Here is a 26,748-nt window from a genome sequence, read left to right as displayed (position 1 = left end):
TATTCTACTAACTGGCTACGCGGTGATACTCGCGGTAATTCGGTTGCCATTGAGTTTGCGCAATACAACTGTGTATTTCTTCTGGTGTTCTAATTGGGGCAACGCCGTCGTCGATGGCCTGAGTAGCGACTGCAAATGCAATATCGACTGACAGCGACTTTATCGCTTGCAAGGGAGGAAGCAGCGCACCTTCGCCGGTATTGGCCAGCGGAGAAGCTGCAGCTAAAGCGCGACTTGCCGCCATGAGCATATTATCTGTGACGCGCGCTGCGCCGCAACTTACCACGGCCAGTCCGATACCGGGGAAAATGTAACTGTTATTACATTGACTGACCGCCATGGTTTTACCTTTTACCCTTACATCATCAAATGGGCTTCCTGTCGCGACAATGGCATTGCCTTCTGTCCATGCCAGTATATCTTCGGGCAAGGCTTCAACACATCGCGAGGGATTACTAAGAGGTAATATCACGGGTTGTGGATAAGCATTGTACATGGCGCTGACGACGTCTTTATTAAACAAACCGGCACAGCCAGACACCCCAAGCAAAATACCCGGCTTTACGGTGTTAATCACATCGATGAGGGTTGGTTCAAAGGCGTGTTTCCAGTTGGGGAATGTGTCTAGATCATGAGCAAACGCCTGTTGAAAGGCCATCAGGTTCGTCGACTTATTTGTAATAAGCCCTTTGCGATCAATCACATATACGTTACTTCTCGCCTGCGACTCACTGACGCCTTCGGCCATCACACAACGCACCCAGTGCTCGGCAATACCACAGCCTGCCGAGCCGCCTCCAACAATAACCAAAGGTTGCGAAGCTGCTGATACCTTCTTGACTTTACATGCGGCAAGCATGGTAGCCACGGCGACTGCTGCGGTACCTTGTATATCGTCATTAAAGCAACAATAGTGCTGTCGATAGCGGTTCAATAACGGCGTGGCATTGGCCTGAGCAAAATCTTCAAATTGAATAAGTGCATTAGGCCAGCGCCGACTGACTGCCTGCATAAATTTATCGATAAACCCATCGTATTCACTTTGCGATATTCTGGGGTGGCGACAGCCCATATACATGGGATCTTCTAATAAAGCGGTATTATTGGTGCCAACATCTAAGGTAATAGGCAAGGTGTTCGCTGGGCTTATGCCTCCACACACCGTGTATAACGACAACTTTCCAATCGGAATACCCATGCCACCTACGCCCTGATCGCCTAACCCTAATATGCGCTCACCATCGGTGACCACAATCACTTTAATGTTGCGCTTAGTAGCGTTGTGTAAAATAGCGTCGATGCGATCTTGTTGATGATGAGAGATGAAAAGACCACGGGCACTTCGGTATATGTCGGAAAATTTTTCGCATGCCTCCCCCACCGTCGGGGTGTAAATGATTGGCATCATTTCTTCAAGGTGCTCGCTTAACAGGCGATAAAACAAGGTTTCGTTTTTATCCTGAATATCCCGTAAAAAAATGTGTTTGCTCATCGGGGTGGTGCAATCTTGATATTGCAGATACGCACGCTCCCGCTGTTGCTCAATAGTTTCATAACGCGGTGGCAGTAAGCCTTCCAGATTAAATGCTATTCTTTCTCTTTCACTGAACGCACTGCTTTTATTCAGTAGCGGCATATCAAGCAATTTAGGTCCCGCATGCGACAAATATAAGGGCTTCTTGTTTTGATTATTCATAATGATAGTAAGTAAAGCCCAGCATAACGCTGGGCTAAAAGAGTGTTAGAAAACGAGGGGCGCTAACCAAACTGCAATGGCCGTAACCAGCAAAATACTCACGATATTGAGTACAAAACCGGCCCGTGCCATTTGCGTAATGCTGATATACCCAGATGAAAACACGATAGCGTTTGGGGGGGTGGCGACAGGTAACATAAATGCACAACTTGCTGCCAGCGTCACCGGCAAGATTAATGTCATGGGATCAGATCCCATTTCCAGTGCAATCACCGCCACCACGGGCAGAAAGGTCGCGGCCGTGGCTAAATTGCTGGTTAACTCGGTAAGGAAGATCACTAAGGTAGTGGCAGCCAGCACTAAAAAGAGCAGACCAAACACATTGATGTTCACCAATCCTTCGCCAAGCCATTGTGCCAGCCCGGTATTCGATACCGCGGCGGCCAAACTCAGCCCACCACCAAATAACACCAGAATGCCCCAGGGAATGGCCTTCATGTCCTCCCAGCTAAGCAGCGCTGGGGTGTCGGCATTTGTCCCTTTGCCGTTGGGAATGACAAACAGTAATACCGCAGCTGTCATCGCAATACCTGCATCAGAGAGTCCTTCAAGAGCAAACCACTTTGACACAATAGGCCGGGTCATCCACGCGAGCGCCACGGCCAAAAAGAGTATGCCTACTCGCCATTCTTCTTTGCGAATGGGTCCTAAGGCTTTTCGTTGCTCAGCTAGTTGCGATTTTGCCGCATCTGGGGTGGTGAAATTGACCGGGTAAACCCATCGGGTTAATAAAATCCACGCCAGAGGCAATAAAACAATGCTCAGCGGGATACCAATTAGCATCCATTTGGCAAAATCCAGTTGCACGTTATACGTATCGTTCATGAATCCCACCAGAAAAGCGTTGGGCGGTGTGCCGACCAACGTTGACATGCCGCCAATAGTCGCCGCATACGCAATACCTAACAGCAGGGAAAGCTGGAAGTTTTTGCGTTGCTCAGCGGTAAAGTGGGATTGCTCATTTTCCATCGTCGATAATATGGATAAGGCAATAGGCAGTAACATCATGGTAGTGGAGGTATTGGTCATCCACATACTGAGGATCGCGCTCACCAACATAAAACCCAGCACGATAGAACGGGCTGAGCGACTAACATAGCTTAAAATGAAATAGGCTATGCGTTTGTGCAAGTTGGCTTTTTGAAGCGCCAGCGCCAGCATAAAGCCTCCCAAAAATAGATAGATAGTGGGGTTGGCATAGGGCGCAGACGCCGCTTTAATGTCTAATATACCCAGCTGGGGAAACAGTACCAGCGGCAATAATGCCGTTACCGATACATTCACCGCTTCACAGGACCACCAAATGGCCATCCACACGCCCACTGCAGCCGTCGACCAGGCAATGGGATTTAAGGAGTCCGGTGAGGGTATGAGCAGCATGACTAAAAAGGCCACCGGGCCTAACACTGTCCCTATTTTTTGGTACGTGGGACGCTTTGACTCGCCCGTCGGCGATGACGAGTCTATTGAAACCGAATGACTCGCCACTTACTTCTCCTCATTCCCTTGGCTAATCTCAGGAAACAGGTATTTGAAAGCAAACGGCACAATATTGGTGCTGTTGTGGCCAACCTGGCGGACCACTTCAATCTGCCATGCTGGCTTAACGTCTCTTTCCACCGCCACGTTCATCGCCTTAGCATAAAAAGACAACCCTCTGGCAAACACATTTCTTCCCTGTTGGTTGGCCGCATCACTATTGCTAATGGTTTTAGTGCGTGGGCCCATATCCTGATCGCCTAACATAATCACCAGCGGTTGTTGTAACCAGGTGTCGATGCGCGATGCCTCATACGGGCTGTTTAACAAACCAAACGGGTAGGCTTGGTTAGTATCAGGAAAGGTAAAAAATGCCGCATTGGCAGCAACGGCTTGCGATACGGGCGCGTCGGGTTTTGCCAGCATATAGGTATGCACAAAGCCTCCACCGGCAGAATGTCCATACAAAACAAACTCAGTTTGCTCAGATCCAAATCGCGTAACAAAATCGCCAAACACTTTTTCAGGGACGCTGTAAAATTGTTTTGATTCAGGGCGCGGTGCGCCTAATGGCGTGGTGATGCCCCCAAGATTGTATTGATACTCATCTTCACACACCGACACACTGCAACCAATCGCCAAAACCACAAAATTGTGCTTGAGCGCCAGATTCAGCCACTGGTCGCGATAGTCATCGGCATTGCGTCGTGCACCGGGGATAACCAGCAATATCTTCGATTTCGCATCTGCGTTACGGGGAACGATGTAATGCACATCTATTTTGCCCCCTACCCACTTATTAAACGTGTAATGCCCAACTTCTTTGTCCTGCCAAGGCTGGGTGCTTGCGCAGGCGGTTTGCATTATCGCCACCGAACAAAGCCAAAAAGTGAAAACTATTTTTTTAAACATAATAACCGTCTTTAAGAATGGCGGCAGAGTTGCCGCCAGATTAACTGGATCAGAAGCTTGCGCTTACGTCCATATAGAAATAACGACCGTAATCACGATGTGCGTCGTTGAAGAAACCAAAACTTTCCGCGGCAAGTGGCGCGCGTCTGTCGGTTAGGTTTTTCACACCAAGACGAAAACGGGTATCCACTTCCTGGATTTGAGTTTTATAGTCAAAGGTGGCATCAAAAGTGGTCATCGCTGGAATAACAAAACGGGTACCGTCTTCCAGAGTCAACTCACTTTGATAGAAACTGCCTATGCGATAGCCCGACAATGACGCGCCAAACACGTCTCCACGCCACATTAAGCGCAAGCTATGTTTTTCTTTCTGATTACCATTGCGGCCAATCAAATCAGCGAAGCCGTTGACGGGGAAACTTGCCGGTAACACACCACTTTCACTTGCTTCAACCAACTGAGTAGCTAAACCACCCGCTTCTTGCTCAAATTTATCAAGAAACGATCCGTTGTAATCAATTTTAAAGCGCCCGTAGTCTGTCTTAATGTTGTAATAAATACCGAGATCGTGACCACTCACGGTACGCTTATCTAAATTGGCGTAGCGATCGTCAATGTAGTTGATTTGGCCTGCCGGACAGATACCCGCAGCGGTATAGAACGCGGCCTCATCAGGGTCTATGTCACCGCGGTTGACACTGGCGTTAAACGCAGCACCCTCACAATTGCTATTGCCCTGCTCTAATCGATACAGTAAATCAAGCAACGAATGGTTTTCCTCGCCAAACAGGCCAATGGTATTTTCTTTCTCGATAGACCAGTAATCTAAGGTAATTGCCAACCCTTCTATAGGCTCAACCACAATACCAATAGAGGTGTTGTCAGACTCTTCTGGCTCTAGCTCCTGGCTGCCTTGCGCAATACGCTGCAACGAGTAGGAACAATCCAGCGTATCCTGATTGGGATCGCCGCCGTTTTCTGCGGCATATAAACAAGCGTAATCGGTGCGGGTTTGCGTGCGCGCTACAATATCTTCATTGATAGTAACCAGATTAGGCGCTCTAAACGCCTGAGACCAAGAGCCCCTTAGTAAGACAGGTTCAAATGGGCGATAGCCAAACGCCACCTTACCTACCGTGGTATCACCCACATCAGAAAAATCTTCATAACGCGCAGCAAGCTGTATGTCGAAGTTTTCCATAACCGGTATTTGCAGTTCAGCAAATGCAGAGGCTACCGCGCGATGACCGGAGTTATCAGGTGTTGGACTTGAGTTAACCACATCTGACACAAACGGATACGTGTCGCCTTCGGCATCGACAAATTGAATGGTGCCATCAAGGCGTGGGTCGCGGTCGTCTTTAAACGACTCATGACGATATTCAAGCCCAGCCACAAAACCCACAAACCCTGCCGGCAATTCATAAATGCCAGGGTTTGAAAACTTGATATCAAAGGTTTTTAGCTCTGTTTCACTTTTGCGGTAGACGTCAATCAACGCGCGCTCAATATTTGAATTTACGCCCGCCGAAAAGGGGTTATAAGCCGCTTCGGTGGTATCGTTTAGCGCTTCTTGCATTAGGGTGTTCGACACGCGGTTGTGGGTCACATCATCTTTAGAATCTTTCGACCAGGATACTGCTGTTTCCCAGTCCCACTCTCCCCAATAACCTCTTAACCCTTGTAATAGGCGGAAGGTTTCACCGGTGTTTTCCACAATGCGCGGGTACTCAGCAAAGCGATAATTATCAATTGTCAGGGCCGCACCTTCACATGAAACGCCTGCCGCAACAGCTGCATCTTCCAGTCGATTAGGGGAACCGCACGGACCAAATGGATTGTAGTAGTTGTCGGCTGCGACAATTAATTTTGATGACGAAAATGAGGCAGTTGGATGACGGCGTAAATTCGTATTCGATCGGTAACCTAAAAATTCTGAGAATGCTTCCCAGCCATTTTCAAAGGTATGGTTGAGATTAATAAAAACATTGGTGCGATCAAGCTTAGAAGTAAGATCGCGATCCTGATTCATATTAAAACGCACCGTACCTTGGCCGTCAGGCGCCGCACACAGACCATTGCCTAGCTCCCACACACAGCGTTCATCGCCGATGGGATAGGTCTCGAATTCACCACTTCCGTCGACGTAACCTTCTGTGCGAAGTGGGTTACTCGCCGCGACTCTGTCTACAAAATCAAATTGCCCATAAAGAGAATTCGCACTGGTTGAGTTAAATTCTGAATGGCCGTACCAAGGTGAATCAGTTGGCAGTCGGTCGGTAAGATCGGCATTGCTCCAACGAGGATCGTCCTGAGAATTAACCCGGTCGCGCTGGTAATAATTCGCGATAACACCAATATTGGTCTTGCCACCGTTAAAAGTTTTACCCCAGTGCATGGAGAGAGTTTGATCATCTCGCGGCAGATGCTCATATTCCTGCCATTTTACACGTATATCGAAACCTTCAAAGTTGGTGGGAGTGACGGTATTTACCACACCAGCCACTGCATCGGCGCCATATATGGCTGATGCACCGTCGCGTAACACTTCTACGCGTTTAGCGCCATACACGGGAATAAGCTGAGAGTTTACAGAACTCACGGGGACGAAACTGCCGCCCACTTCTTCCGTCTGGTAAGACGCAGAGTTCACCATGCGGCGGCCGTTGATCAGTACCAGTGTGTTCCCCGTACCAATGTTGCGTAAGTTAAACGCCCCCACATCACCGCGAGCGGCATTCACGCCCCCACTAATGTTACCGGCTTCGTTAAAGAAATTTTGTCCGTTCTCGGGGATAAGCTGTAACAGGTCGTCGCCTGAGTCTACGCCCATGACCGCAATGTCTTCTGCATCGAGCTGCGAAACCGCCAGGGCTTCACTAATTTCAGCGCCCTTTATTTGTGAACCCACAACAGCGATTTTTTCGATAGTGCTTTCCTGTTCCGCAATGGATTGCGCTTGTGCGTAGGGCGATAGCGATGTGGCAATGGCCAACATACATACCGGCGACAACAGGCTGCGCCGTGTACGGATCACTTGGGTAATTTTATTAATCATTGTTTTACCTTAAAAGTGGAAAATGTGTCCTCAACTCAAATGATGCACAATTGTTAAAAGCAAAATACCAGCAACATTTGTTACATCATGGCAACATAAGGCAAAGACCTTGCCACACTGCTAAATAAATTTTTTTAGATTATTTTTCAGTAACTTACAAAATAAATGCGCTAGTTTCGTGTGGCAACAAAGAAAAAACGGGTGAGATACCACACGTAAAAAAAGTGTAAACGGGTGGAAATCCACCCCTTTTACCTATAGGGGATTATGAAAGTTTAAAGTCGTCTTTTACCAGACCGTACTTGCGCATTTTGTCATACAGGGTTTTACGGGGTAACCCCAGCTGATGCTGCACATCAACTAATCGCCCATCGTACTCTTTCAGGGCGGCTTCAAGCATGTCTTTTTCGTATTGAGCAACTTTCTGAGCTAACGTGGTGTGGGTTGCCTGCTCATCACCTGTGGGATCGTCAAACACAGTTTGCCCGCCCATAAGCACAAAGCGCTCAGCCGCATTGCGCAGCTCTCTGATGTTACCCGGCCAATTGTGTTGCTTTAGTCTGACAAGCTGATCATTGGTTAACCTTGGGGCGTCAGTATTAAACCGTGAACTGGCCAATGCAGCAAAATGTTGAAACAGAAGAGAAATATCTTCTTTGCGTTCTCGTAGTGGGGGTATTTCAACGTTGATCACGTTTAATCGGTAAAACAGATCTTCGCGAAATTCTCCTTTGTCCACTAATTCAAGGAGGTCTATTTTAGCCGCAGCAATCACGCGGATATCTAAATCTACATGGCGATTACTACCAAGTGGTTCTATGCGGCGATCTTCCAATACTCTCAGTAATTTAATCTGTAGCGCCATCGGCATGCTTTCAATTTCGTCTAAGAAAAACGTACCGCCATTGGCGTGTTCAATTTTGCCTATGCGCTTTTTCTGGGCACTAGTAAATGCACCGGCTTCAAAACCAAACAACTCACTTTCGATCATTGTTTCAGGGATAGCACCGCAATTAATGGCAACAAAATTTTCGTTCTTGCGATGGCTATTATAATGAAGAAAACGGGCGACAAGGTCCTTGCCTGAGCCGGTTTCACCGCGAATGAGCACGTCGGCAGGAATGTCTTTTATTTGCATAAGCAAACGGCGCAATGCCTTTATTTTTTGGGTATTACCCAATAACCTGGGCCCTGCCCCGGTTTGGGCATCTAACTCATCTTTTAATGCCCGGTTTTCCAACACTAAGGCACGCTTTTCACCAGCGCGTTTTAATACATCTAAAATGTGCTCGTTAGAAAAGGGCTTTTCGATAAAGTCATAGGCCCCTAACCGCATAGATTCAACGGCGGTAGAAATATCACCATGACCGGTCAGCATGACTACTGAAAACTCCGGATCTACTGCCAGCGCCTCGCGCAAAAAGGCAACGCCGTCCAACTCAGGCATATTAATATCTGATAAGATCACCCCAGACCAATCTCTGTCGAGTTTCTTGAGCGCGTCTCGTGCATCACCAAATACCTCTACTTGGTACCCCTCCATGGCAAGCAACTGCTGTAGTGCATGTAAAATACTGGGTTCGTCGTCAATGATGTAAATAGGAATGCTCATACTACAGACTCTTTATCATAGGCAGAGTTAGGGTAAATACTGCGCCACCTTCAGGGTGGTTAGCGGCGCTTATCGTACCACCGAATGACGCCATGATCCGTTGGGATATGGTCAGACCTAAGCCCAGACCTTTGCTTTTAGTGGTGTAAAACGGCTCGAAGAGTACCGAGAGTTGTTCTTGTGAAAAACCACTTCCCCAATCTTTCACTTCAATAACCACCTTTTCATCGTGGGCGTATACATTAACTTCAACCTTTGCCTGAGGTACATTTTCCTGACTTTGCAGCGCATTGTTTAAGAGGTTCACCAATACCTGCTCAAGTGGCACCGCTTCTGCCATCACAGTTAACCCCTGATGGGAATAGCTCACAGAGATATTCGCGTTCATTTTGCTGATTTTGCCTTCTAAAATGGACAACGACGCGGCTATCGTATCTGATACGAGGACCGGCCCTATTTTTCCAGCGGATTTTCTGGCAAACAATTTATATTGCGCAACCATGGTCGCCATTTTCTGCACCAGTTTGATTATTTCATCAGACGTGCTTTCAATACCCTCTGTCTTATTTCTTGAAATCATCAATTTTAGGGTTTCGCTATAGGTCAACAGTGCAGTAAGTGGTTGATTGAGTTCGTGATTAATACTGGCAGACATTTCACCTAACAAGGCCAACTTTCCCGCTTGAATCAGTTCATTCTGGGTTTCTTTAAGCCGTTGTTCGGTTTGCTTTTGCATGTCGATGGTGTCGAGCAGCGTATTATTGGTCGCTTGAAGCTGGGCAGTACGTTGTTCAACACGATGCTCAAGTTGCTCATTCACCGCAGCCAGTTGGCGCTGCGCAATGTTGTTGCGCCGCCAAATCATACTGAGTAATGCCACTAGTACAAACAATACCAGCGCGCCGACAAGTATCCCTGTGACCAGACCATACACCTTGATAATGGGGGTTAACACTATCAGGTGCCAACCCACCTGAGGCAAGGTTTTTTCAGCCAGTAAATAAGTGCGAGGCTGGCCCTCATAGGTCAAAGAGAGGGTTTCAGCATGCAATACATCAGACAATTGAGACAAGGGTGTTAATTGCTTTAACGTTCCCTCACCATATTGTTGCTGACGTTTAATTTCAGCTCTTACCGCCTCTGGTAAGTCTACCAGTGATGTGTAGTTCCAGTTAGCATAAGAGCTGTAAAACACTGCACCGTGATCGTCTGTTACCATAAAAGGCGCGTCGTCTTCTGCATTGTATTGCTCAATCACAGAAAGTGCGACTTTGACCACCAGTACGCCGGTTATAGTGTCGTCGTGTCTAACGGGAAATGAAAAATAATAGCCCCGTTTACCCGACACCGTGCCCAGTGCAAAATAACTCCCCTCCTCTCCCTTTATCGCTTGTTGAAAGTAAGGCCTGAAGCCATAGTTGCTGTTAACAAAGCTGTCTTGTTGTTGCCAATTACTCGAGGATAAGGTGACTCCTTGGTGTGACATCAAATACACCGCATCACTGGAAAGCGACTTATTATAAGTATTAAGTAACTGATTCACTTCAGTCACGTTGGCTTCATTGGGTTGAGCAAGGACGCGTCTGATAGCAGGATGAAGCACCAAAACGCGAGGTAAGGTGCGATACTTGTCCAGTTGAATTTCTAAACGACTGGCTACGGTCTGAATTTTTTGTTCGGCTTGGCTCTTAACCCGTTCTACCACCTGCACATAAGCTATACCACCAACCACAAGCAGATAAATAAGACACAGCACCAAAGTGACGGACCGATACACGCATTACCTCAATGATAAAAGCCCTGCTGGTTCTTCGTATATACGCTTGACCCGCACGGCGTGTTTTGACTGGCTGGTAATATAACTGAATTATTGGGGTCTGTTGATCTTTGCGGTACAACTTTAGGTCTAAATTGAAAGTTGCTAATCGCGAAAAAGCCAGACAAGGCTTAGTTATTGTCGCGCTGCCATTGTGCCACAGCACTTCGCGCAGCCCTTTCTTGGTCACTAGCACCTTCTTGGTCAAGATTAAGTGCCGTGATAGGAAAGGGAATAACTATACCCTCTTCGTCGAAGCGCCGTTTTAACAATTTGATAAAGGCACTTTTTATGAAAAAGCGATTAAAGTACTCACGTGTTCTCAACATGACCGTCAAATTAATACTGGAATTGGCAAAAGTGTGAAAAAGAACAAATGGCTGGTATGTTTTTACCCCGTATTCATGCTCAGTCAAAATGGTATTGGCCACGTCTAAACAGACCTTCTCAACATGCTCTAGGTCAGAGCTGTAATGAACGCCCACTTCCACAGGTACAGAGAGCTCACGCTCGGGATAGTAATAATTAATCAGCTTAGAATTAGATAACTTACTGTTTGGCATGATCACAATATTATTTGGCAACATTCTGACCCAGGTAGAGCGCCAGCCTATCTTTTCCACAAACCCTTGTTCTCCGGAGTCCAACTCAATAAAGTCGCCTATGCGGATAGGCTTGTCCATTACCAGTTGGATCCCTGAAAAGAAATTTTCTAAGGTAGGCTGAAGCGCAAGTGCCACAGCCAGTGATGTAATGCCTAATGACGCCACCAACGGGGTAACAGAAATACCTATGGTACTTAGAATTATTAGAATGGCGAGTACGGCAAATAGCGCTCTAACGGCTCCGCCTGCGATAGCACTGGTGTTTTTTACCAGAGTCGACTCATTGCTGTAACGCTTAAGTGAATGGGTTACAAACCGCTCAAAAAACAGGAAAAGCGTAATGATTAGCCCTGCTTCAATAGCCATGGTTAAGGCCGTTATCACTGCTTTGCCTTCTACCTGAAAAATAGAGACAACGCTTCTCACCAGCAGCAAAAAGATGACCCAGATAAATAGATTAAGCGGGGCATTTAACGACAGAATTAATACGCGATATATGCTTGACATGGAGCTGGTTTCAGAACGGGCTTTGTCTTTTAAACGCACCAAAATAAGGCGTTTTACCCCAAATAGAAAAATAACGGTCACAAATAACCCGAGGATGGCAAAAAGCTGTTGTTGTTCAATATTTGCAATGGTGTTCACGATGACAGAATTCCCTGAGCCTAATAAGCACGAGTAATATGAAGTGCTGAGCCGCCAACAAGATGGGTCTGCCTCACTCAAGTAGAAGCGAATCTACTAGGTTAGAGATTATGAGTTTCTCATGACTGACCTACAATAACTGTGCTTATGGCGCATCTATTGGGCAGACATTTCATCTACTTCTGAAGTAAGACACGCAAAAGACGCACCAACTATCTCACCAACTTGTCGCTACCACGGCACGGTCAATTCAACAGCGCCTTTAGATCCTCGTCGCGAGGAAAGTCTCTTAGTCCTTGTGTAAGTATTCGATTGGCATCTTCATAACGCTCAGCCTGCTTAAGCGCTAAGGCGTAGTTATGCACATAGGCTTTTTGTTGATTGCCATATTCATACCCCTTTTCAAACCAATCTACTGCCTGAGGATCCTTAAGCGATAGATAGTGATTTGCGAGCAAGAAATAACTTAACCAATAAGACGGCCACTGCTGTGTTGCCGACTGTAAAAATTGTAATGCCACGGGCGTTTTACCCACCTTTAATAAGTCGTAAGCTGCGCTTATATATGTAAAAGGCTGCATTTCATCTGACACTGCTGTGGGTGGTACGGGTGCCATGTACCAGTAATTACCTCTACTGGTCAAAATTCCCTCGACATATTAAACGCAATTCCTTATAGTGCGCGCGCTTTCATATGTTGATGACGTATTCGTCAGCATCTCCCCTTTTGTTTTACCCTCTGGATACCTGTTTTGATTACCACTGCAAACATCACCATGCAATTTGGCTCTAAGCCTTTATTTGAAAATATTTCCGCTAAATTCGGCAACGGCAACCGATATGGCCTTATCGGCGCAAACGGTTGTGGAAAGTCCACTTTCATGAAAATTCTAAGCGGAAAATTAACCCCTTCATCGGGCAATGTGTCTATGGCACCGGGGACGAAACTCGGTATTTTGAGTCAGGATCAGTTTGCGTTTGAAGAATTCAGTGTGGTGGATACCGTGATCATGGGTGATCGGGAGTTATGGGAAGTCAAACAGGAACGCGACGCCATCTACAGCAAGCCTGAAATGACAGAAGAAGACGGCATGCGCGTGGCTGACTTAGAAACACAGTTTGCTGAAATGGATGGCTATACTGCCGAAGCCCGTGCCGGTGATATCCTTAACTCGGCAGGTATTGATGAAAGCTACCACTTTGGCTTGATGAAAGAAGTCGCTCCGGGTAAGAAAGTGCGTGTGCTTTTAGCTCAAGCCCTGTTTGCCGAACCCGACATTTTGTTGCTTGACGAGCCAACCAACAACTTGGACATCTATACCATCAGCTGGCTTGCTGACGAGTTAAACAAGCGTAAGTCTACTATGCTGATCATCTCGCACGACAGACACTTCTTAAACTCTGTATGCACACATATGGCTGATATTGATTACGGTGAGCTGCGCATTTATCCGGGCAACTATGATGACTACATTCAAGCGGCAATGCTGGTTCAAGAACAATTGCACGCAGAAAACGCCAAAAAGTCAGCCGAAATAGAAGAACTACAAAATTTCGTGGCCCGCTTCTCTGCCAACGCATCAAAGGCGAAACAAGCCACCTCGCGGGCGCGTCGTCTTGAGAAAATTGAATTGGCTGAAGTGAAAGCGTCTAGCCGCCGTAAGCCTTATATTGTGTTCAATCAACACAAAAAACTACACCGCTTGGCCATTACCTTAGAAGACTTAGGGCATAGCTACCCTGACTTACCACTTTTCGACAACGCAAACCTACTGCTAGAAGCTGGACAACGACTGGCTATTATTGGCGAGAACGGTGCAGGTAAAACCACGCTCTTAAAGTGTTTGGTGAATGACATTGAACCCACGTCAGGTAGCTACAAGTGGGCAGAAAATGCTGCGATTGGTTATATTCCCCAGGACAATGCCAAGTACTTTGCCGACGATATCACTATGTTTGAATGGATGAGCCAATGGCGCAGCCCGAAGCACGACGACCTGCAAATTAAAGGCATGCTGGGGCGCTTATTGTTTACCTCAGACGACTTTAACAAGCGCGTTCAGGTATGTTCAGGTGGTGAGAAAAACCGCTTGCTGTTCGGCAAATTAATGCTTCAGGACATCAACGTTCTGGTTATGGACGAACCGACCAACCACATGGACATGGAGTCGATTGAGGCGTTGAATAACGCGTTGTACAAATTTGACGGCACCGTCATTTTTGTCAGCCATGACAGAGAGTTTGTCTCGTCACTAGCGACGCAGATTATTGAGATTAAAGATAAAAACCTAAATCACTTTGACGGGAATTACGACGAGTTTCTCGCGCATAAAGAAAACGCCTAATATTCGAGTGTGTTTATCTTTGACGTACCTAATTGGCAGCCTTTTAATCGGGAAACAGACGTGCTGGCCCAAAGACCAAAAAGCTGGGCTAAGTTAAAGGGCTGTGACAAAGCGTAAAAGGCGCTGGATTAAGGTTTTATGGGGAATGGCGCTTAACACATTCCCCACTCTTATTTTCCGAGTATTGTCGCTATTAAAGTAAAAACGCGCTAAAACACTGGTCGCATTCTGCTATACACTTGCGTTAACGCCAGTGTGTCATCAACCAATACAAAATCTGCGCTCTGCCCCACGGCTATCTTACCAATTTCCGCGTCTAATCCCATAAAGTGAGCGGGTGTGGTACTGGCCATTTTACTGACTTGCTCGAGGCTAAAATGACAGTCTCTATGGGTATTTAACAGTGCACTGTACATATCGAGACAAGAGCCTGCCAGCGTAATGCCATCGGGTGTAGTAAGCTTGTCTCCACGTCTGACTATTTCCGTGTTAAAGAAGGCCAGTCGTTCGATGTCGCTGCCCACGTGCGCCATGGCATCGGTTACTAACATCGCCCTATTCTCTCCTTTCACCTTCAATGCAAGCTCGGCACTTTTAGGATGAAGGTGGTGGTGATCGATAATAAAGCCGCAATACGTGGAGTTGTTTAGCAATGCCGCGCCGACTGCGCCAGGTTCGCGGGATGTCAATGCAGACATGGCGTTATACAAATGCGTAAAGCCAGTTGCCCCGGCATCAATGGCGTCTTGTACCAGTTCAAACGGCGCGTTGGTGTGGCCAATCGCGACGACCACGCCTTCAGCCACCATTTCTTTGATAAAACTCATACTGACCGATTCTGGCGCCACGGTGAGCAACACTTTTCCAACATCTTTTCGAGTCAGGGTGGCCAACTCTGCATCAGACGGTACGCGGATAAAAGCACTGTCGTGCACACCTTTTTTGGCTACGCTCAAAAAAGGTCCTTCAAAATGGATCCCTTTAATCAACGCTTTAACCTCAGGCTGCCCCGTGGTTCTTACCTCACTAATGGCATCTGCTGCGGCGCGCATGGTTTGCGCATTATCGGTGATAATGGTGGGCAGCATTGAAGTTGTGCCAAAACGAAGGTGTGCTTTGGCCATGGTTTCTATGTGTTGCGCACAGGGCGAGTGATTAAACAGCACGCCACCACCGCCATTCACCTGGGTATCGAAATACCCCGGCAGTAAGCTACCTCGTATCGCCTGCGCTTGCTCTTCAAGGCTTGCGTCGCGGACACCTTGAATAATACCATTTCTCACTGACAGGGTTTGGTAGTTCGCCCAGCCTTGTGGTAGCAACACGCGCTCAACGGTCAATGTTTGCATCATATCAGTGCTTGTTGTTTTACGTAGTCAATTGCACCTTGTCGCGCATCAGATTGTGCATCGACAAAACTGCGGGTTAATTGTTTGTCCATAAATGGAATATACACCTTTGCCAAACCACCTAAAAAACACACCGGCAAAGGGGTATCGGTTTCGCAAAGTAACGCTTTACCCAACTTTGACAGGTACTCACCTCCAGCATTAAGCAACGCCTCAGCGGTTTGACAACCTTCAGAAAAACACTCCACCACCAATGGAGCAAGAGTGCCATAGGACTGGGCATTAAAGTGAGCAATTTTCTCGACAAGAGCGTGCGGATCAGCAACCGCAAAATGGCTAGTTATGCGGGAAAACAGCGCACCGCGGGTTTCTATATTGTCAAAGGCAAGCAGGGTGTGTTTTATTGCTGCGTGACCCAACCATGCGGCACTTGCGTTATCGCCCACGTTGAATCCATAGCCACCTTTATCGGTAAACTGCCCGTTTTGGTAGAGGGTACCGGCTGAGCCTGTTCCGCAAATGAGTAATGCCCCATCTTTTCCACCGTGAGCCCCCAAACAGGCGGCATGTAAGTCGCTTATTATTTCAATTTGTTTAAAAGGCATGGGTAACGACAAAAACGCAGATTTAGCTTGAGGAATATTTGCCCCAGCTAACCCCGCGGCTACCACCACATCGTCCAGTTTGACGTTTACTGGCGCGGCTTCAATCGCTTTGTTACACGCTTTAGTCAGTGAAGCGAGTGCTTGTTTTGCATCACTCATAATATTCGCCGGGCCAGCCTCGCCAACGCTTAAGATGTTTCCATGGGTATCTTGCAACATGGCGCGACAGTGCGTGCCACCGCCATCAATACCAATTACAAATCTCTGACTCACTACTTTTCCACACGTCACTCATTAGTCACACACTTTAACACAGCCTCAATGAACTACTAACAGGCATTTGCGCTTTAAACCACAGGTTGAAAATACTTGAGCGTAAATCTTGCTGTCACAATATGTGCTCATTATGGGAGTTAATGAATTTTTCCTACTCATACGGTTTGAGATATTACGTGCTTTTGTCACACCAAAAACAGTTTTTATTTGTGCATATTGCCAAGACGGGCGGTACCAGTGTTCGCGCTGCACTTGCGCCCTATCGATGGGGCCATCGCTATGCAGTTCCGCAATTTATTTGCAATAAAATGAGCCAGTTAACTGGTCATAAAATTGCCAGCCGGTTTCCCCGCCACGCTCGCATCATTGCCGCAAAGGAAATGTTACCTGAAGACTATTTCAGGGGCTTATTTAAATTTGCGATTGTACGAAACCCCTGGGACCTACAGGTGAGCTCTTTTCACCACATAAAACGGGAGCGCCCTTATCTCATGCAAGACCATAGCGACTTTGAAAGCTTTATGAAATGGAAATTTGACCCAGACAGACAGTTTCAATATCACATTGATACCTCTTTACAGCTGCAAACCGATTACCTTGTCGATTTACGGGGCGAGGTATTAGTCGACTTTATCGGTCACTATGAAACCTTAGACGAAGATTTTAGTCAGATATGTCGCCAACTTGGCCTTAATAACGTAACACTTCCTCACAAGCGTCAAGCGACCGACAGAACGGACTTCAGGCAATATTACACCACCGAGCTCATCGATTTGGTCTCAACGCATTTTCGTGAGGATATTACCCGTTTACGCTATGCCTTTGAGTAAACCATCTGATGTTCTCAATTAAGATGGAAAGAAAACTTAGTCATAGTGATCGAACTGTTATTTTACGTAGTATTGTTTTAAAAAAGGATAACAATCTATGAAATTCACTAGGCGCACCCACAAACGCAAAAACTGGGGGTTAATTTGTGGTTTAGCTTCCCTTGTATTTGCCCATTTTTCTACAGCTCAAGTTCCTCAGCAACCTCAGGGTTGGCTGTGGGGTGTGGGTGTTTCTGCTTCACAAGATGTTTATATTGATTTCGATAACCGTGTCATTCCAATTCCGCTGATTGGTTACGCAGGAGAGCGGCTGCGTGTGTTTGGCCCCTTTGTCAGTTACCAGCTGTTTAGCGATATAGGCGTAACTGTTGACGCACAACTCGTGCCTGTTTTTGCGGGCTATGAAGAAGACGATAGCGCCGTTTTTCGCGGCATGGATGACAGAGATTTTAGCTATGCGGCTGGCGTGGCGCTTAATTACTCACACAAGGGGTGGACATATTCGCTATCTACCAATGCGGATATCCTGGGTAAGTTTGACGGTTATCAGGGAACGGCTCGAATCGGTAAAGCATTTCGCGTGAACGATTTTGTCATTGAACCGGCATTATCTTTTACCTATCAAGACAGCCACTATGTCGATTATTACTATGGCGTGAAACCCGAAGAGGCCACTGATTTTCGCAGTGCTTATAAGGGAGAAAGTGCGCTTAATACCGAGTTGCAGCTTGCCATATCAACCACGCGGTTCTTAAGCGGAATGACGCGACTTCAAATTACAAGCACCTTCTACGACGACACTATCAGCGACAGTCCGCTTACCGATGATGACATGGCACTAAGTGCAATGCTTGTTTTCACCCGTATGTTTTAGCACCTGTTGATAGTAGCTGTGCATTTTTGCCGCGGCCTGTGTGCCGTATAGACATACCGGCTGTGTGAAGCTCCAGTGTAAATAAATCGAATGTGCCCCTTTTTAAATCAATCAGATAACAGGGGCACTACCTAATTCAGCTTGCGGGACGTTGAACGTGCATAAAGGCTTCTGTCTCCCAGAGTGGCACCGTAGACAAGCTGTGCTTATAGCTGCCTGAAGTCTCTTTGGTACTATAGGAAAGGTAGATCAATGTTTTGGACTCTTTATCGTATATTCGACGAAGCTTCATGTTTTTAAAAAATACACTTTTCGATTTCTTAAATATCACTTCACCGGAATCAGATTTGTCGATGGCTGCGAGCATTTGTGCAGTAATAGGGCCGGTTTGACGACATGCAATTGAACTATCAGACGGATCTGACAAATCTAAGTCCGCCTCAATACTTGAGATGTGACAGGTCACGCCCGTTACAATGGGATCTTGCAATGCATCTATTTTAATGTCTTTTGTTGTAAAAAGCCCCAGAGATACATCCCCCACTTCATTATCACTGCAGCCCGAGAGCACTAGCCCGAGCCCGGTGATGCCGATTGCGAATAACTTTTTTGTCCACTTATCCATGCATGTTTCCCCTAGTGGTGATAAAGCGACGTGAACTCACGTCGCCTGTCACACTAAGCATGGGGTAATTATGCTAATCATTCAATAAGCACAAGCCAGTTTTATCCATTAAATCATGCTGTTTAATCAATTGTTTTGCCGCTTCGATATCGGGGGCAAAGTAACGATCCTTATCGTAAAACGCGACGTGTTCGCGCAACAGCGCCTTTAAAGGCTTAAGCGGTTCGCTGGTGTGAAGTGGCCGTCTGAAATCCAGCCCCTGACATGCCGCCAACCACTCAATGGCCAAAATACCGGCCACATTGTCAAAAATATCTCGCAATCGACGCGCCGCGAACGTGGCCATCGATACGTGGTCTTCCTGATTGGCCGAGGTGGGCAATGAGTCGATAGAGGCAGGGTGAGCCAGCGTTTTGTTTTCACTGGCCAGCGCGGCACAGGTCACCTGCGCAATCATAAACCCCGAATTAACGCCGCCATTTTCGACCAAAAATGGGGGCAGTCCACTTAAGTGAGTATCAATCATAAGTGACATTCTTCGTTCCGATAACGCCCCAATTTCAGACAGGGCAATAGCCAGCATGTCTGACGCCATTGCCACTGTTTCTGCATGAAAATTACCGCCAGACAGAATATCACCTTGGCCATGTTCATCTGCGAAAACCAAAGGGTTGTCACTGACGCCGTTGGCTTCTGTCACTAAGATTTCCTGGGCATAGCGCATTTGTTGTAAACACGCCCCCATCACCTGTGGCTGACAGCGCAAAGAATAAGGATCTTGTACTTTTTCACAGCGTTGGTGGGAGTCACCTATTTCAGAGGTGGCCAATAGCTCTCTGAAAGCCTGAGCGATATCGCACTGACTTTGGTGCCCTCTAACCTGATGAATACGCGCGTCAAAGGGCACCCGAGAGCCCAGTGCGGCCTCCACGGTAAGTGCACCAATACCAATGGCACTGTGAAGCGCATTTTCGGTATAAAACAATCCCTGTAGGGCAAACGCTGTTGAAGCTTGCGTACCGTTTAAGAGCGCTAACCCCTCTTTGGGCGCAAGGGCAATAGGGTCGAGGCCCGCAAGGGATAGTGCTTGCTTAGCACCAATTCGCTTACCTTTATAAAATGCTTCACCTTCCCCCAGAAGGACCACGCTCATATGCGCTAATGGCGCTAAATCGCCGCTTGCACCTACTGAGCCCTTTTCCGGGATAGCAGGGTAAACTTCGGCATTGTATAACTTTATAAGCGCTTCAATAACGCTCAGGCGAATACCAGAGAAACCTCGGGCAAGGGAATTGATTTTAAGTAACATCAAAAGACGTACGGTGTCTTCACTCATAAAGTCGCCGGTGCCCGCCGCGTGAGAGAGCACAATACTACGCTGAAGTAGCTCAAGTTCGTCCACATTAATGCGGGTGTTCGCTAACAAACCAAACCCCGTATTTATACCGTATACCGTGCGGTTTTCTTTTATAACATTAAGCACCGCCTGTTCTGCGGCGTGAATAGCTGGCTTGGCACTCTCATCAAGCGTTAGATGCACATGATGACGGTGTACTTCGCGCAATTGAGACAACGTCAGCGTGCCAGGGATAAGTGTTAAAGTCGATTGCATAGGGTTATTTCTCTCCCTTGGCGGTATTAAGCATAGGCAAGTCGAGTTGGTGTTTTTGTGCACAGGCTTTCGCAATATCATAACCTGCGTCTGCGTGACGCATAACACCAGTGGCCGGGTCGTTGTGAAGGACACGGGCAATGCGTTCATCGGCTTCTTTTGAACCATCGCAAACAATGACCACACCCGAGTGCTGACTAAAGCCCATACCCACACCACCACCGTGATGTAAACTAACCCACGTGGCGCCACCTGCCGTGTTAAGCAGAGCGTTTAGCAATGGCCAGTCTGATACGGCATCTGACCCATCGAGCATTGATTCTGTCTCTCTGTTTGGCGATGCCACCGAGCCAGAATCCAGATGATCGCGACCAATCACCACAGGCGCGCTTAATTCACCGTCTCTGACCATCTGGTTAAACGCTAAGCCCAGCTTCTGACGTTCACCTAAACCGACCCAACAGATACGTGCTGGCAGTCCCTGAAATTGAATGCGCTCTCTGGCCATGTCCAACCAATTGTGCAGATGGGGGTTGTCGGGGATGAGCTCTTTCACTTTGGCGTCAGTTTTATAAATATCTTCTGGATCACCGGATAAGGCCGCCCATCTGAACGGACCTATTCCCTGACAGAAAAGGGGTCGAATATAGGCCGGTACAAAACCAGGAAAGTCAAAGGCATTGTCTACGCCTTCTTCAAGGGCCATTTGACGTATATTATTGCCATAATCCAAGGTTGCCGCCCCAGCGAGTTGAAAGCCAAGCATGGCTTTTACCTGTAAAGCCATAGATTGCTTGGCAGCTTTTACCACACCTGCTTCGTCTGTCTTGCGTCGTTGCGCTGCTTGTTCAAGTGTCCAGCCCACCGGTAAATAGCCATTTAGCGGGTCGTGAGCACTGGTTTGATCGGTCACCACATCAGGAATTACACCCCGTTTAAGTAGCTCTGGAAATACCTCTGCCGCATTGCCCAATAAGCCTATCGACACCGGCTTACCTTCACCTTTAGCCTGTTCAATCATGGCAATGGCGTCTTCTAGTGTGGTTGCTTTTTTATCCAGATAGCCAGTGCGCAGGCGAAAATCGATACGGCTTTCATCTACTTCGACAGCTATCATGGAAAAACCAGCCATAGTGGCAGCTAACGGCTGAGCACCGCCCATTCCCCCTAAACCACCGGTGAGGATCCAGCGCCCTTTCGCCTCGCCATCAAAGTGGGTTTTCGCCACACTAACGAAGGTTTCATAGGTTCCCTGAACAATGCCTTGAGAGCCGATATAAATCCATGAACCCGCCGTCATTTGGCCATACATCATCAGCCCAGCTTTATCGAGTTCGTTAAAGTGTTCCCAGTTTGCCCAATGGGGCACCAGATTCGAGTTAGCAATCAATACCCGCGGCGCATTTTCGTGCGTGGGAAACACGCCAACGGGTTTGCCTGACTGCACCAACAAGGTTTCATTGGTATTCAGACGCTTTAAGACTTCCACAATTTTGTCATAGGATGCCCAGTCCCGAGCCGCACGCCCAATTCCCCCGTAAACCACCAGGTTTTGAGGGTGCTCTGCCACCTCAGGATCTAAATTATTCATCAACATGCGCAATGGCGCTTCGGTTTGCCAACTTTTGGCGTTCAGCTTGCTGCCTCTGGGGGCGCGTATTTCTCTACTAGGGTCTAGGCGATCCATAAACTTCTCCTCAAACTTGCAGGTTATTGTTACTGCTTACCTGCAAATACCTTGTCGTTCATCATTGTTATTTTGTAGCGCCATTAAAACTCAAGATGTCCACCTAAACGGTAGCGGCTGCCAGGGTGATAAAGTACCGCATGGCTAACCACATTGTTGGCCGACGGGTTGTCACTGGCTTTAATGCCTGTAAACGTACGTCTGGTCACTTTTAGACAAGGAGCATTACTTTGAATAAGTAATGCTTTTGCCACTTCAGGGCTTACCAACACAGCTTCTACACTGTGATCGGCCTGAGATAACGGTGCCACTTGGTTTAAGTAGTAATTGGCGGTTTGTGCTGTAAAGTCTTTCTCGAGATAGTCAGGTATCCACTGAGGGTTTACCCATCTGTCCTCAAATTGAATAGGAAGGGCATTTTCGCAATGCACGATAATGCTGTGAAAAACGTCACTTCCCACTGGTATAGCTAATCGCTGGGCAATATCCGCATTGGCGAAGGTGCGTTCTAACAAGCGTATTTGGTTGGTATACGCATGCCCGCGATGTTCAATTTCATCGCGAATGCTTTTTATCTCTAACATCGAGCTCATGGGTCGGTGGTCAGAGACAAACGTACCTAGCCCCTGGCTACGCATTAAAATGCCTTCATCAACCATTTCGCTCAATGCGCGCCGCGCTGTCATTCGGCTTACGCCGTGCAATTGCGCCAGCTGATTTTCTGACGGAACCTGTTCACCGGGTTTCATCGCGCCGGTTTCTATGGCGTCCAGTAACTTGGTTTTTATGTGTACATAGCGTGGTTGCATAGCTGGGGTCGACAGTTTAATCGTATTAACATTTTCATAACAGCATACTTGTATATACAAGTATGTACAAGTAGACTCATTGTAAATATGTTTAGGTGAAAGAAGAGTGTGGCCATGACCAACCGATACGATATCTTGATATACAATGTTCGCATCGCCTCAATGCAGTTAAATCAATCTCCCTACGGTGCGCTTACCAGCAACACCTTAGGCGTAACTGATGGGCACATTACTTTACTTACCGAGTGTCAAACGCCAGACGAGCTTGAACGCCTGCAACAAATGAGTGACAACGTGGTCGATGGCAAAGGACAATGGCTGTTGCCCGGTTTTGTCGACTGTCATACCCATCTGGTTTATGGCGGCAATCGCGCTGAAGAATTTGAAATGCGCTTACAAGGCGCAAGCTATGTTGAAATTGCACAACGAGGCGGCGGCATTAAAGGTACGGTGGAAAAAACACGACGTGCTGACGATCGCACACTGCTTAATACTGCGATAAAACGCGCCAAAAGACTTTGCGAAGAGGGGGTAACCACTATAGAAGTGAAGTCTGGCTATGGGTTGGATTTGGATACTGAATTGCGCATGCTAAGGGTCGCTAAATCGCTGGAGCAACACCTACCCGTTAGCATTCAAACCACCTATCTAGGCGCCCATGCCCTGCCCAATGAATTTACCGATAACGCAGATGGCTATATCGATTTTATTTGCAACGACGTACTACCCCATATTGCGTCACAGAAATTGGCCGACGCGGTAGACGTTTTTTGTGAAACCATTGGCTTTTCAGTTTCGCAAACTGAACGGGTGTTTGCCTGCGCACAACACTATGGCGTGCCAATTAAGGCCCATGTAGAACAACTTAGCGACAGCAAAGGCGCGGTACTAGCAGCTAAATACGGAGCATTATCGGTCGACCACATCGAGTATCTGGCCGACAGCGACATTCCTATGCTAGCTCAAAGTGGCACTGTCGCTGTGCTGCTACCGGGCGCTTTTTATTATTTGAACGAGGTGCAAAAGCCGCCCGTAGACGCGTTGCGCGCACACAATGTGCCTATGGCTTTAGCGACCGATTTTAACCCGGGTAGTTCGCCTTTAGCATCTATACTTACTGCTATAAATATGGGCTGCGTATTGTTTCAACTGACACCAGATGAAGCATTGCGCGGCGCAACAGTACATGCAGCTAGCGCCCTCGGATTACAAGACCGAGGTGTTATTGATACCGGGAAGCTTGCAGACCTTACCCTGTGGGATATCGAAACGCCTGCTGAGCTTGCCTATTGTATTAATGGCCACCGCCCTACTGCGGTCTATAAGGAAGGTAAACATGTTTAAGTGGCAAGGTAGAGTAGACAGCGAAGATGGTATTGAAGGCTTGCGTTGGCATCAAAAAGTAAGCGAACACACCGCTATTGAAAACGGCGCTTGCGCTAAAGGTAAAGATGCGAATAAGAACGCGACTATTGCTAATACCATTACCCTTGTTGGGTTTAAAAGTGATTTGGGCGTGGCCTTTAACAAAGGGCGCGTGGGCGCAGCGGCTGGCCCAAACGCCATTCGCCAGGCATTGTCAAACTTACCCTGGCACTGGCCTGACGCTTTACTGACTGATTTAGGTAACGTCGCCGCAATAGATAATTTAAGCCACGCGCAAACCCAATATGCCGACGCCGTCGCCTATGCACTTAAGCAAAACAACGGTTTAACCATCGGCTTAGGCGGAGGACATGAGATTGCCTGGGGTAGCTACCAAGGTCTTTTCAATGCCAAATCGGAACATGCCCGCATTGGCATCATTAATTTTGATGCGCATTTCGACCTGAGAAAGCCTTCTCCCAATACCAGTTCAGGCACACCGTTTAGACAGGTATATGAGCATTGCCAACTTCACGATACACCGTTTCACTATGCTTGTTTGGGTGTGTCGAAAGCAGCCAATACGCCAGCACTATTTAATTTTGCCCATGCGTCTAACACGCGTTACCTCACCGACGTGGCGTTAAATGATGAGTCGCTCAGTATGCAGCGAATTGATGAACTGCTATCTCCCATGCTAAAAGACATCGACGAACTTTATGTCACGGTATGTTTAGATGCGTTTTCCGCAGCGCAGGCGCCTGGCGTGAGCGCCCCCAGTGCATTAGGCATTTCCCCCACACTTGTCATCAACACATTGCACTTCTTAGCACAGCATCAGAGCACGTTTGGTTACCAATGGCGACTGTGTGATATTGCAGAAATGAACCCCAACTATGATATTGATAGCCGAACAGCGAAGCTTGCTGCACGGCTAATTTTTGAAGCAGTAGATGCAATCAATTCATCCAATTAGCGTTACATACGAAGGGATTGCTATTCATGTAGCGTTGAAGCTGGCTTGAACCTGGCACCGGCTGTATACGTGCGCCTGCCAATACCCATTTACATTCCTTCCATTATGCTCTGGGTATGAGAAATCCAATCGTATAGTGGAATTTTACTATCAAGATAATAATCGGGTTGGATCCCTACTCCATCTATTGCCATGTGAGGAATACGCAAGCTTTTTGTCAGGCTGTAATGCAAAGTAAACACGCTGCTCGGCGAATCAGTTTGATACATATTCGAGATATCAAGCACACCAGCAGTGGTTTGCCCGAATAGTTTCACTTTCTTACTTTGCTTTGCCGCGAGCAGAAATTGTTCAGCGGTGCTGCCGTTGCTTGCATCAACAAGTACACCTACATGCTTGGGCAAAGGCTCTATTTTGTTGAATGTCTCGACGGTTACGTCTTTATCAATGTTGATGTAGCTGCCAATGTGTTTCTGAAGGGTGTCGTATCCCTCCTTTGCCCAGCGCTTTTCCTCTTCACTGAAATGAGGATTTTGTAAAAAGCCAAGCATTCTTTTGTTATTAAGCTCGGTAGATAAGTACTCCATACCCACGGTTCGAATAGGGTTGGTGTATAAAAGCGGTATTAAAGACGCATAACTTACGTCGCTGCCGCCACCGTTTCCTCGGATGTCGATGATTAAGTTTTCAGTGCTTAAAATGGTATCTAAGTTTTTGGCGATAACTTCATCGATGTCTTTTTTGAAGACATGCTCGAATGACGGTATACGGACTAACACCGTGTCTTGCGAGATTTTTTCAAACAGAGGTTCATCAGTACTTAGCATGCGCAAATAACGTTTTATTTCAGGTGACGATTCTTGCCGCGGCGCCTGACGAGACATAACGATAAAGCTATTACCCAATACCACTTCATTGTTACCCAAAAAAGTCATGGTATCTATCTGACGTGCGGAGTGATCGCCCATGAAAAACGTCACTTTTGGGTTGCTGTTGTCTTCAGTCTCGTGAATAACCAGTTTTACCTGCCCCACTTTCCACGATGGGTTGGCACTTTCGATGATATAACCGTTATGGACATTACCCTCTTTTTTTAGCGCAACCGTATAGCTCGAAAAACGCCATATTCCTTCAAGACTTTCATCACTTTTGCTTTTTAAATACTGTTTGAATGCGGGCAAATCAAAATCATGCACTGCCGATTCGCGTACCGCCTCATTAGAACGACTCGCATTTAGCGAAAGACCAATATGCCCCTTGCGAAAAAACGACAGCCAATCGCGTAATACTGTGTGGCACTGCTCCTCGTCCTTTGCGCTTTGTAATAGCGTAGATGTGGCTTTGTTATGAGCAGCATAAAGGTCATCCCCTTTTTGCAAGACCGTATAGTGAAAACCTGCATCATTGTTTTCAAACGTGGTTTTTAACCATTCGAATTCGTCTTCACACTGAAAGGTACTACCAAACGAAAAGAAAGAAGCAAAAAGAGGAAGTAGTGCAAGTTGTTTCATT

The 26,748-nt window shown here is 47.1% G+C and carries 20 protein-coding genes; 5 read left to right on the top strand and 15 right to left on the bottom strand.

The window, feature by feature from the left end; all coding sequences use genetic code 11:
* Nucleotides 1-7 precede the first annotated feature (7 nt).
* From ACMCM8_RS02765 to ACMCM8_RS02730, 8 genes are all read right to left on the bottom strand, one after another.
* Nucleotides 8-1,696, bottom strand: a complete 1,689-nt coding sequence (locus ACMCM8_RS02765) for an NAD-dependent malic enzyme (RefSeq protein WP_412725230.1) — start codon at nucleotides 1,694-1,696, stop codon at nucleotides 8-10.
* Nucleotides 1,697-1,741: 45 nt separating this feature from the next.
* Entirely contained in the window at nucleotides 1,742-3,244 is a 1,503-nt protein-coding gene (locus ACMCM8_RS02760) for an SLC13 family permease (protein ID WP_412725228.1), read from the bottom strand.
* Nucleotides 3,245-4,099 (bottom strand): alpha/beta hydrolase, encoded by an 855-nt coding sequence (locus ACMCM8_RS02755; RefSeq protein ID WP_412725226.1) that lies wholly within the window; start codon nucleotides 4,097-4,099, stop codon nucleotides 3,245-3,247. It lies immediately after the preceding gene.
* Nucleotides 4,100-4,196: 97 nt separating this feature from the next.
* Nucleotides 4,197-7,205, bottom strand: coding sequence for a TonB-dependent receptor domain-containing protein (locus tag ACMCM8_RS02750; RefSeq protein WP_412725224.1), 3,009 nt, complete (start codon nucleotides 7,203-7,205; stop codon nucleotides 4,197-4,199).
* A gap of 265 nt (nucleotides 7,206-7,470) precedes the next feature.
* Complete coding sequence (locus ACMCM8_RS02745) at nucleotides 7,471-8,817, bottom strand: sigma-54-dependent transcriptional regulator (protein ID WP_412725222.1); 1,347 nt, start codon at nucleotides 8,815-8,817, stop codon at nucleotides 7,471-7,473.
* 1 nt (nucleotide 8,818) lies between these two features.
* Nucleotides 8,819-10,594 carry a sensor histidine kinase gene (locus tag ACMCM8_RS02740; RefSeq protein WP_412725220.1) on the bottom strand — a complete coding sequence of 592 codons (1,776 nt, stop codon included), beginning with the start codon at nucleotides 10,592-10,594 and terminating at the stop codon, nucleotides 8,819-8,821.
* Nucleotides 10,595-10,764: 170 nt separating this feature from the next.
* The gene (locus tag ACMCM8_RS02735) at nucleotides 10,765-11,883 is read right to left on the bottom strand and encodes a mechanosensitive ion channel family protein (protein ID WP_412725218.1); all 1,119 of its coding nucleotides are present in this window, start codon (nucleotides 11,881-11,883) and stop codon (nucleotides 10,765-10,767) included.
* 245 nt (nucleotides 11,884-12,128) lie between these two features.
* Nucleotides 12,129-12,500 carry a hypothetical protein gene (locus ACMCM8_RS02730; RefSeq protein ID WP_412725216.1) on the bottom strand — a complete coding sequence of 124 codons (372 nt, stop codon included), beginning with the start codon at nucleotides 12,498-12,500 and terminating at the stop codon, nucleotides 12,129-12,131.
* 135 nt (nucleotides 12,501-12,635) lie between these two features.
* Between ACMCM8_RS02730 and ACMCM8_RS02725 the strand changes: the two genes are divergently transcribed.
* Nucleotides 12,636-14,228, top strand: coding sequence for an ABC-F family ATPase (locus ACMCM8_RS02725; protein ID WP_412725214.1), 1,593 nt, complete (start codon nucleotides 12,636-12,638; stop codon nucleotides 14,226-14,228).
* A gap of 209 nt (nucleotides 14,229-14,437) precedes the next feature.
* On the opposite strand, the gene nagA is transcribed toward ACMCM8_RS02725, so the two are convergent.
* Both nagA and ACMCM8_RS02715 read right to left on the bottom strand, forming a co-directional pair.
* On the bottom strand, nucleotides 14,438-15,580 hold the full coding sequence (nagA, locus tag ACMCM8_RS02720; protein ID WP_412725212.1) for an N-acetylglucosamine-6-phosphate deacetylase: 1,143 nt from the start codon (nucleotides 15,578-15,580) through the stop codon (nucleotides 14,438-14,440).
* Nucleotides 15,577-16,455, bottom strand: a complete 879-nt coding sequence (locus ACMCM8_RS02715; protein WP_412725210.1) for a BadF/BadG/BcrA/BcrD ATPase family protein — start codon at nucleotides 16,453-16,455, stop codon at nucleotides 15,577-15,579. Before ACMCM8_RS02715 ends, nagA begins: the two co-directional genes overlap by 4 nt.
* Nucleotides 16,456-16,634: 179 nt before the next feature.
* Between ACMCM8_RS02715 and ACMCM8_RS02710 the strand changes: the two genes are divergently transcribed.
* Nucleotides 16,635-17,288: a sulfotransferase family 2 domain-containing protein gene (locus tag ACMCM8_RS02710; RefSeq protein WP_412725208.1), complete on the top strand. Its 654-nt coding sequence runs from the start codon at nucleotides 16,635-16,637 to the stop codon at nucleotides 17,286-17,288.
* A 97-nt stretch (nucleotides 17,289-17,385) separates the two neighbouring features.
* Nucleotides 17,386-18,162, top strand: a complete 777-nt coding sequence (locus ACMCM8_RS02705; RefSeq protein ID WP_412725206.1) for a MipA/OmpV family protein — start codon at nucleotides 17,386-17,388, stop codon at nucleotides 18,160-18,162.
* Between the two features lie 136 nt (nucleotides 18,163-18,298).
* On the opposite strand, the gene ACMCM8_RS02700 is transcribed toward ACMCM8_RS02705, so the two are convergent.
* The 4 genes from ACMCM8_RS02700 to hutC all read right to left on the bottom strand — a co-directional run bounded on the left by ACMCM8_RS02700 (nucleotide 18,299) and on the right by hutC (nucleotide 22,895).
* Entirely contained in the window at nucleotides 18,299-18,787 is a 489-nt protein-coding gene (locus tag ACMCM8_RS02700; protein ID WP_412725204.1) for a CreA family protein, read from the bottom strand.
* 73 nt (nucleotides 18,788-18,860) lie between these two features.
* Entirely contained in the window at nucleotides 18,861-20,399 is a 1,539-nt protein-coding gene (gene hutH / locus ACMCM8_RS02695; protein WP_412725202.1) for a histidine ammonia-lyase, read from the bottom strand.
* Nucleotides 20,400-20,403: 4 nt separating this feature from the next.
* Nucleotides 20,404-22,086: a urocanate hydratase gene (hutU, locus tag ACMCM8_RS02690; protein WP_412725200.1), complete on the bottom strand. Its 1,683-nt coding sequence runs from the start codon at nucleotides 22,084-22,086 to the stop codon at nucleotides 20,404-20,406.
* An 83-nt stretch (nucleotides 22,087-22,169) separates the two neighbouring features.
* Nucleotides 22,170-22,895, bottom strand: a complete 726-nt coding sequence (gene hutC, locus ACMCM8_RS02685) for a histidine utilization repressor (RefSeq protein ID WP_412725198.1) — start codon at nucleotides 22,893-22,895, stop codon at nucleotides 22,170-22,172.
* 114 nt (nucleotides 22,896-23,009) lie between these two features.
* Between hutC and hutI the strand changes: the two genes are divergently transcribed.
* Complete coding sequence (gene hutI / locus ACMCM8_RS02680; RefSeq protein WP_412725196.1) at nucleotides 23,010-24,239, top strand: imidazolonepropionase; 1,230 nt, start codon at nucleotides 23,010-23,012, stop codon at nucleotides 24,237-24,239.
* A complete protein-coding gene (gene hutG, locus ACMCM8_RS02675) occupies nucleotides 24,232-25,236 on the top strand; it encodes a formimidoylglutamase (protein WP_412725194.1) in 1,005 nt (334 codons plus the stop codon). The genes hutI and hutG overlap by 8 nt, the downstream gene beginning before the upstream one ends.
* 89 nt (nucleotides 25,237-25,325) lie before the next feature.
* On the opposite strand, the gene ACMCM8_RS02670 is transcribed toward hutG, so the two are convergent.
* On the bottom strand, nucleotides 25,326-26,747 hold the full coding sequence (locus ACMCM8_RS02670; RefSeq protein ID WP_412725192.1) for a S41 family peptidase: 1,422 nt from the start codon (nucleotides 26,745-26,747) through the stop codon (nucleotides 25,326-25,328).
* Between the last annotated feature and the right edge of the window lies 1 nt (nucleotide 26,748).

The organism is Alteromonas sp. D210916BOD_24, assembly GCF_047159385.1.
Classification (GTDB): domain Bacteria; phylum Pseudomonadota; class Gammaproteobacteria; order Enterobacterales; family Alteromonadaceae; genus Alteromonas.
The sequence above is the reverse complement of the archived record's forward strand: the minus strand, read 5'-3'. Positions and strand labels throughout refer to the sequence as shown.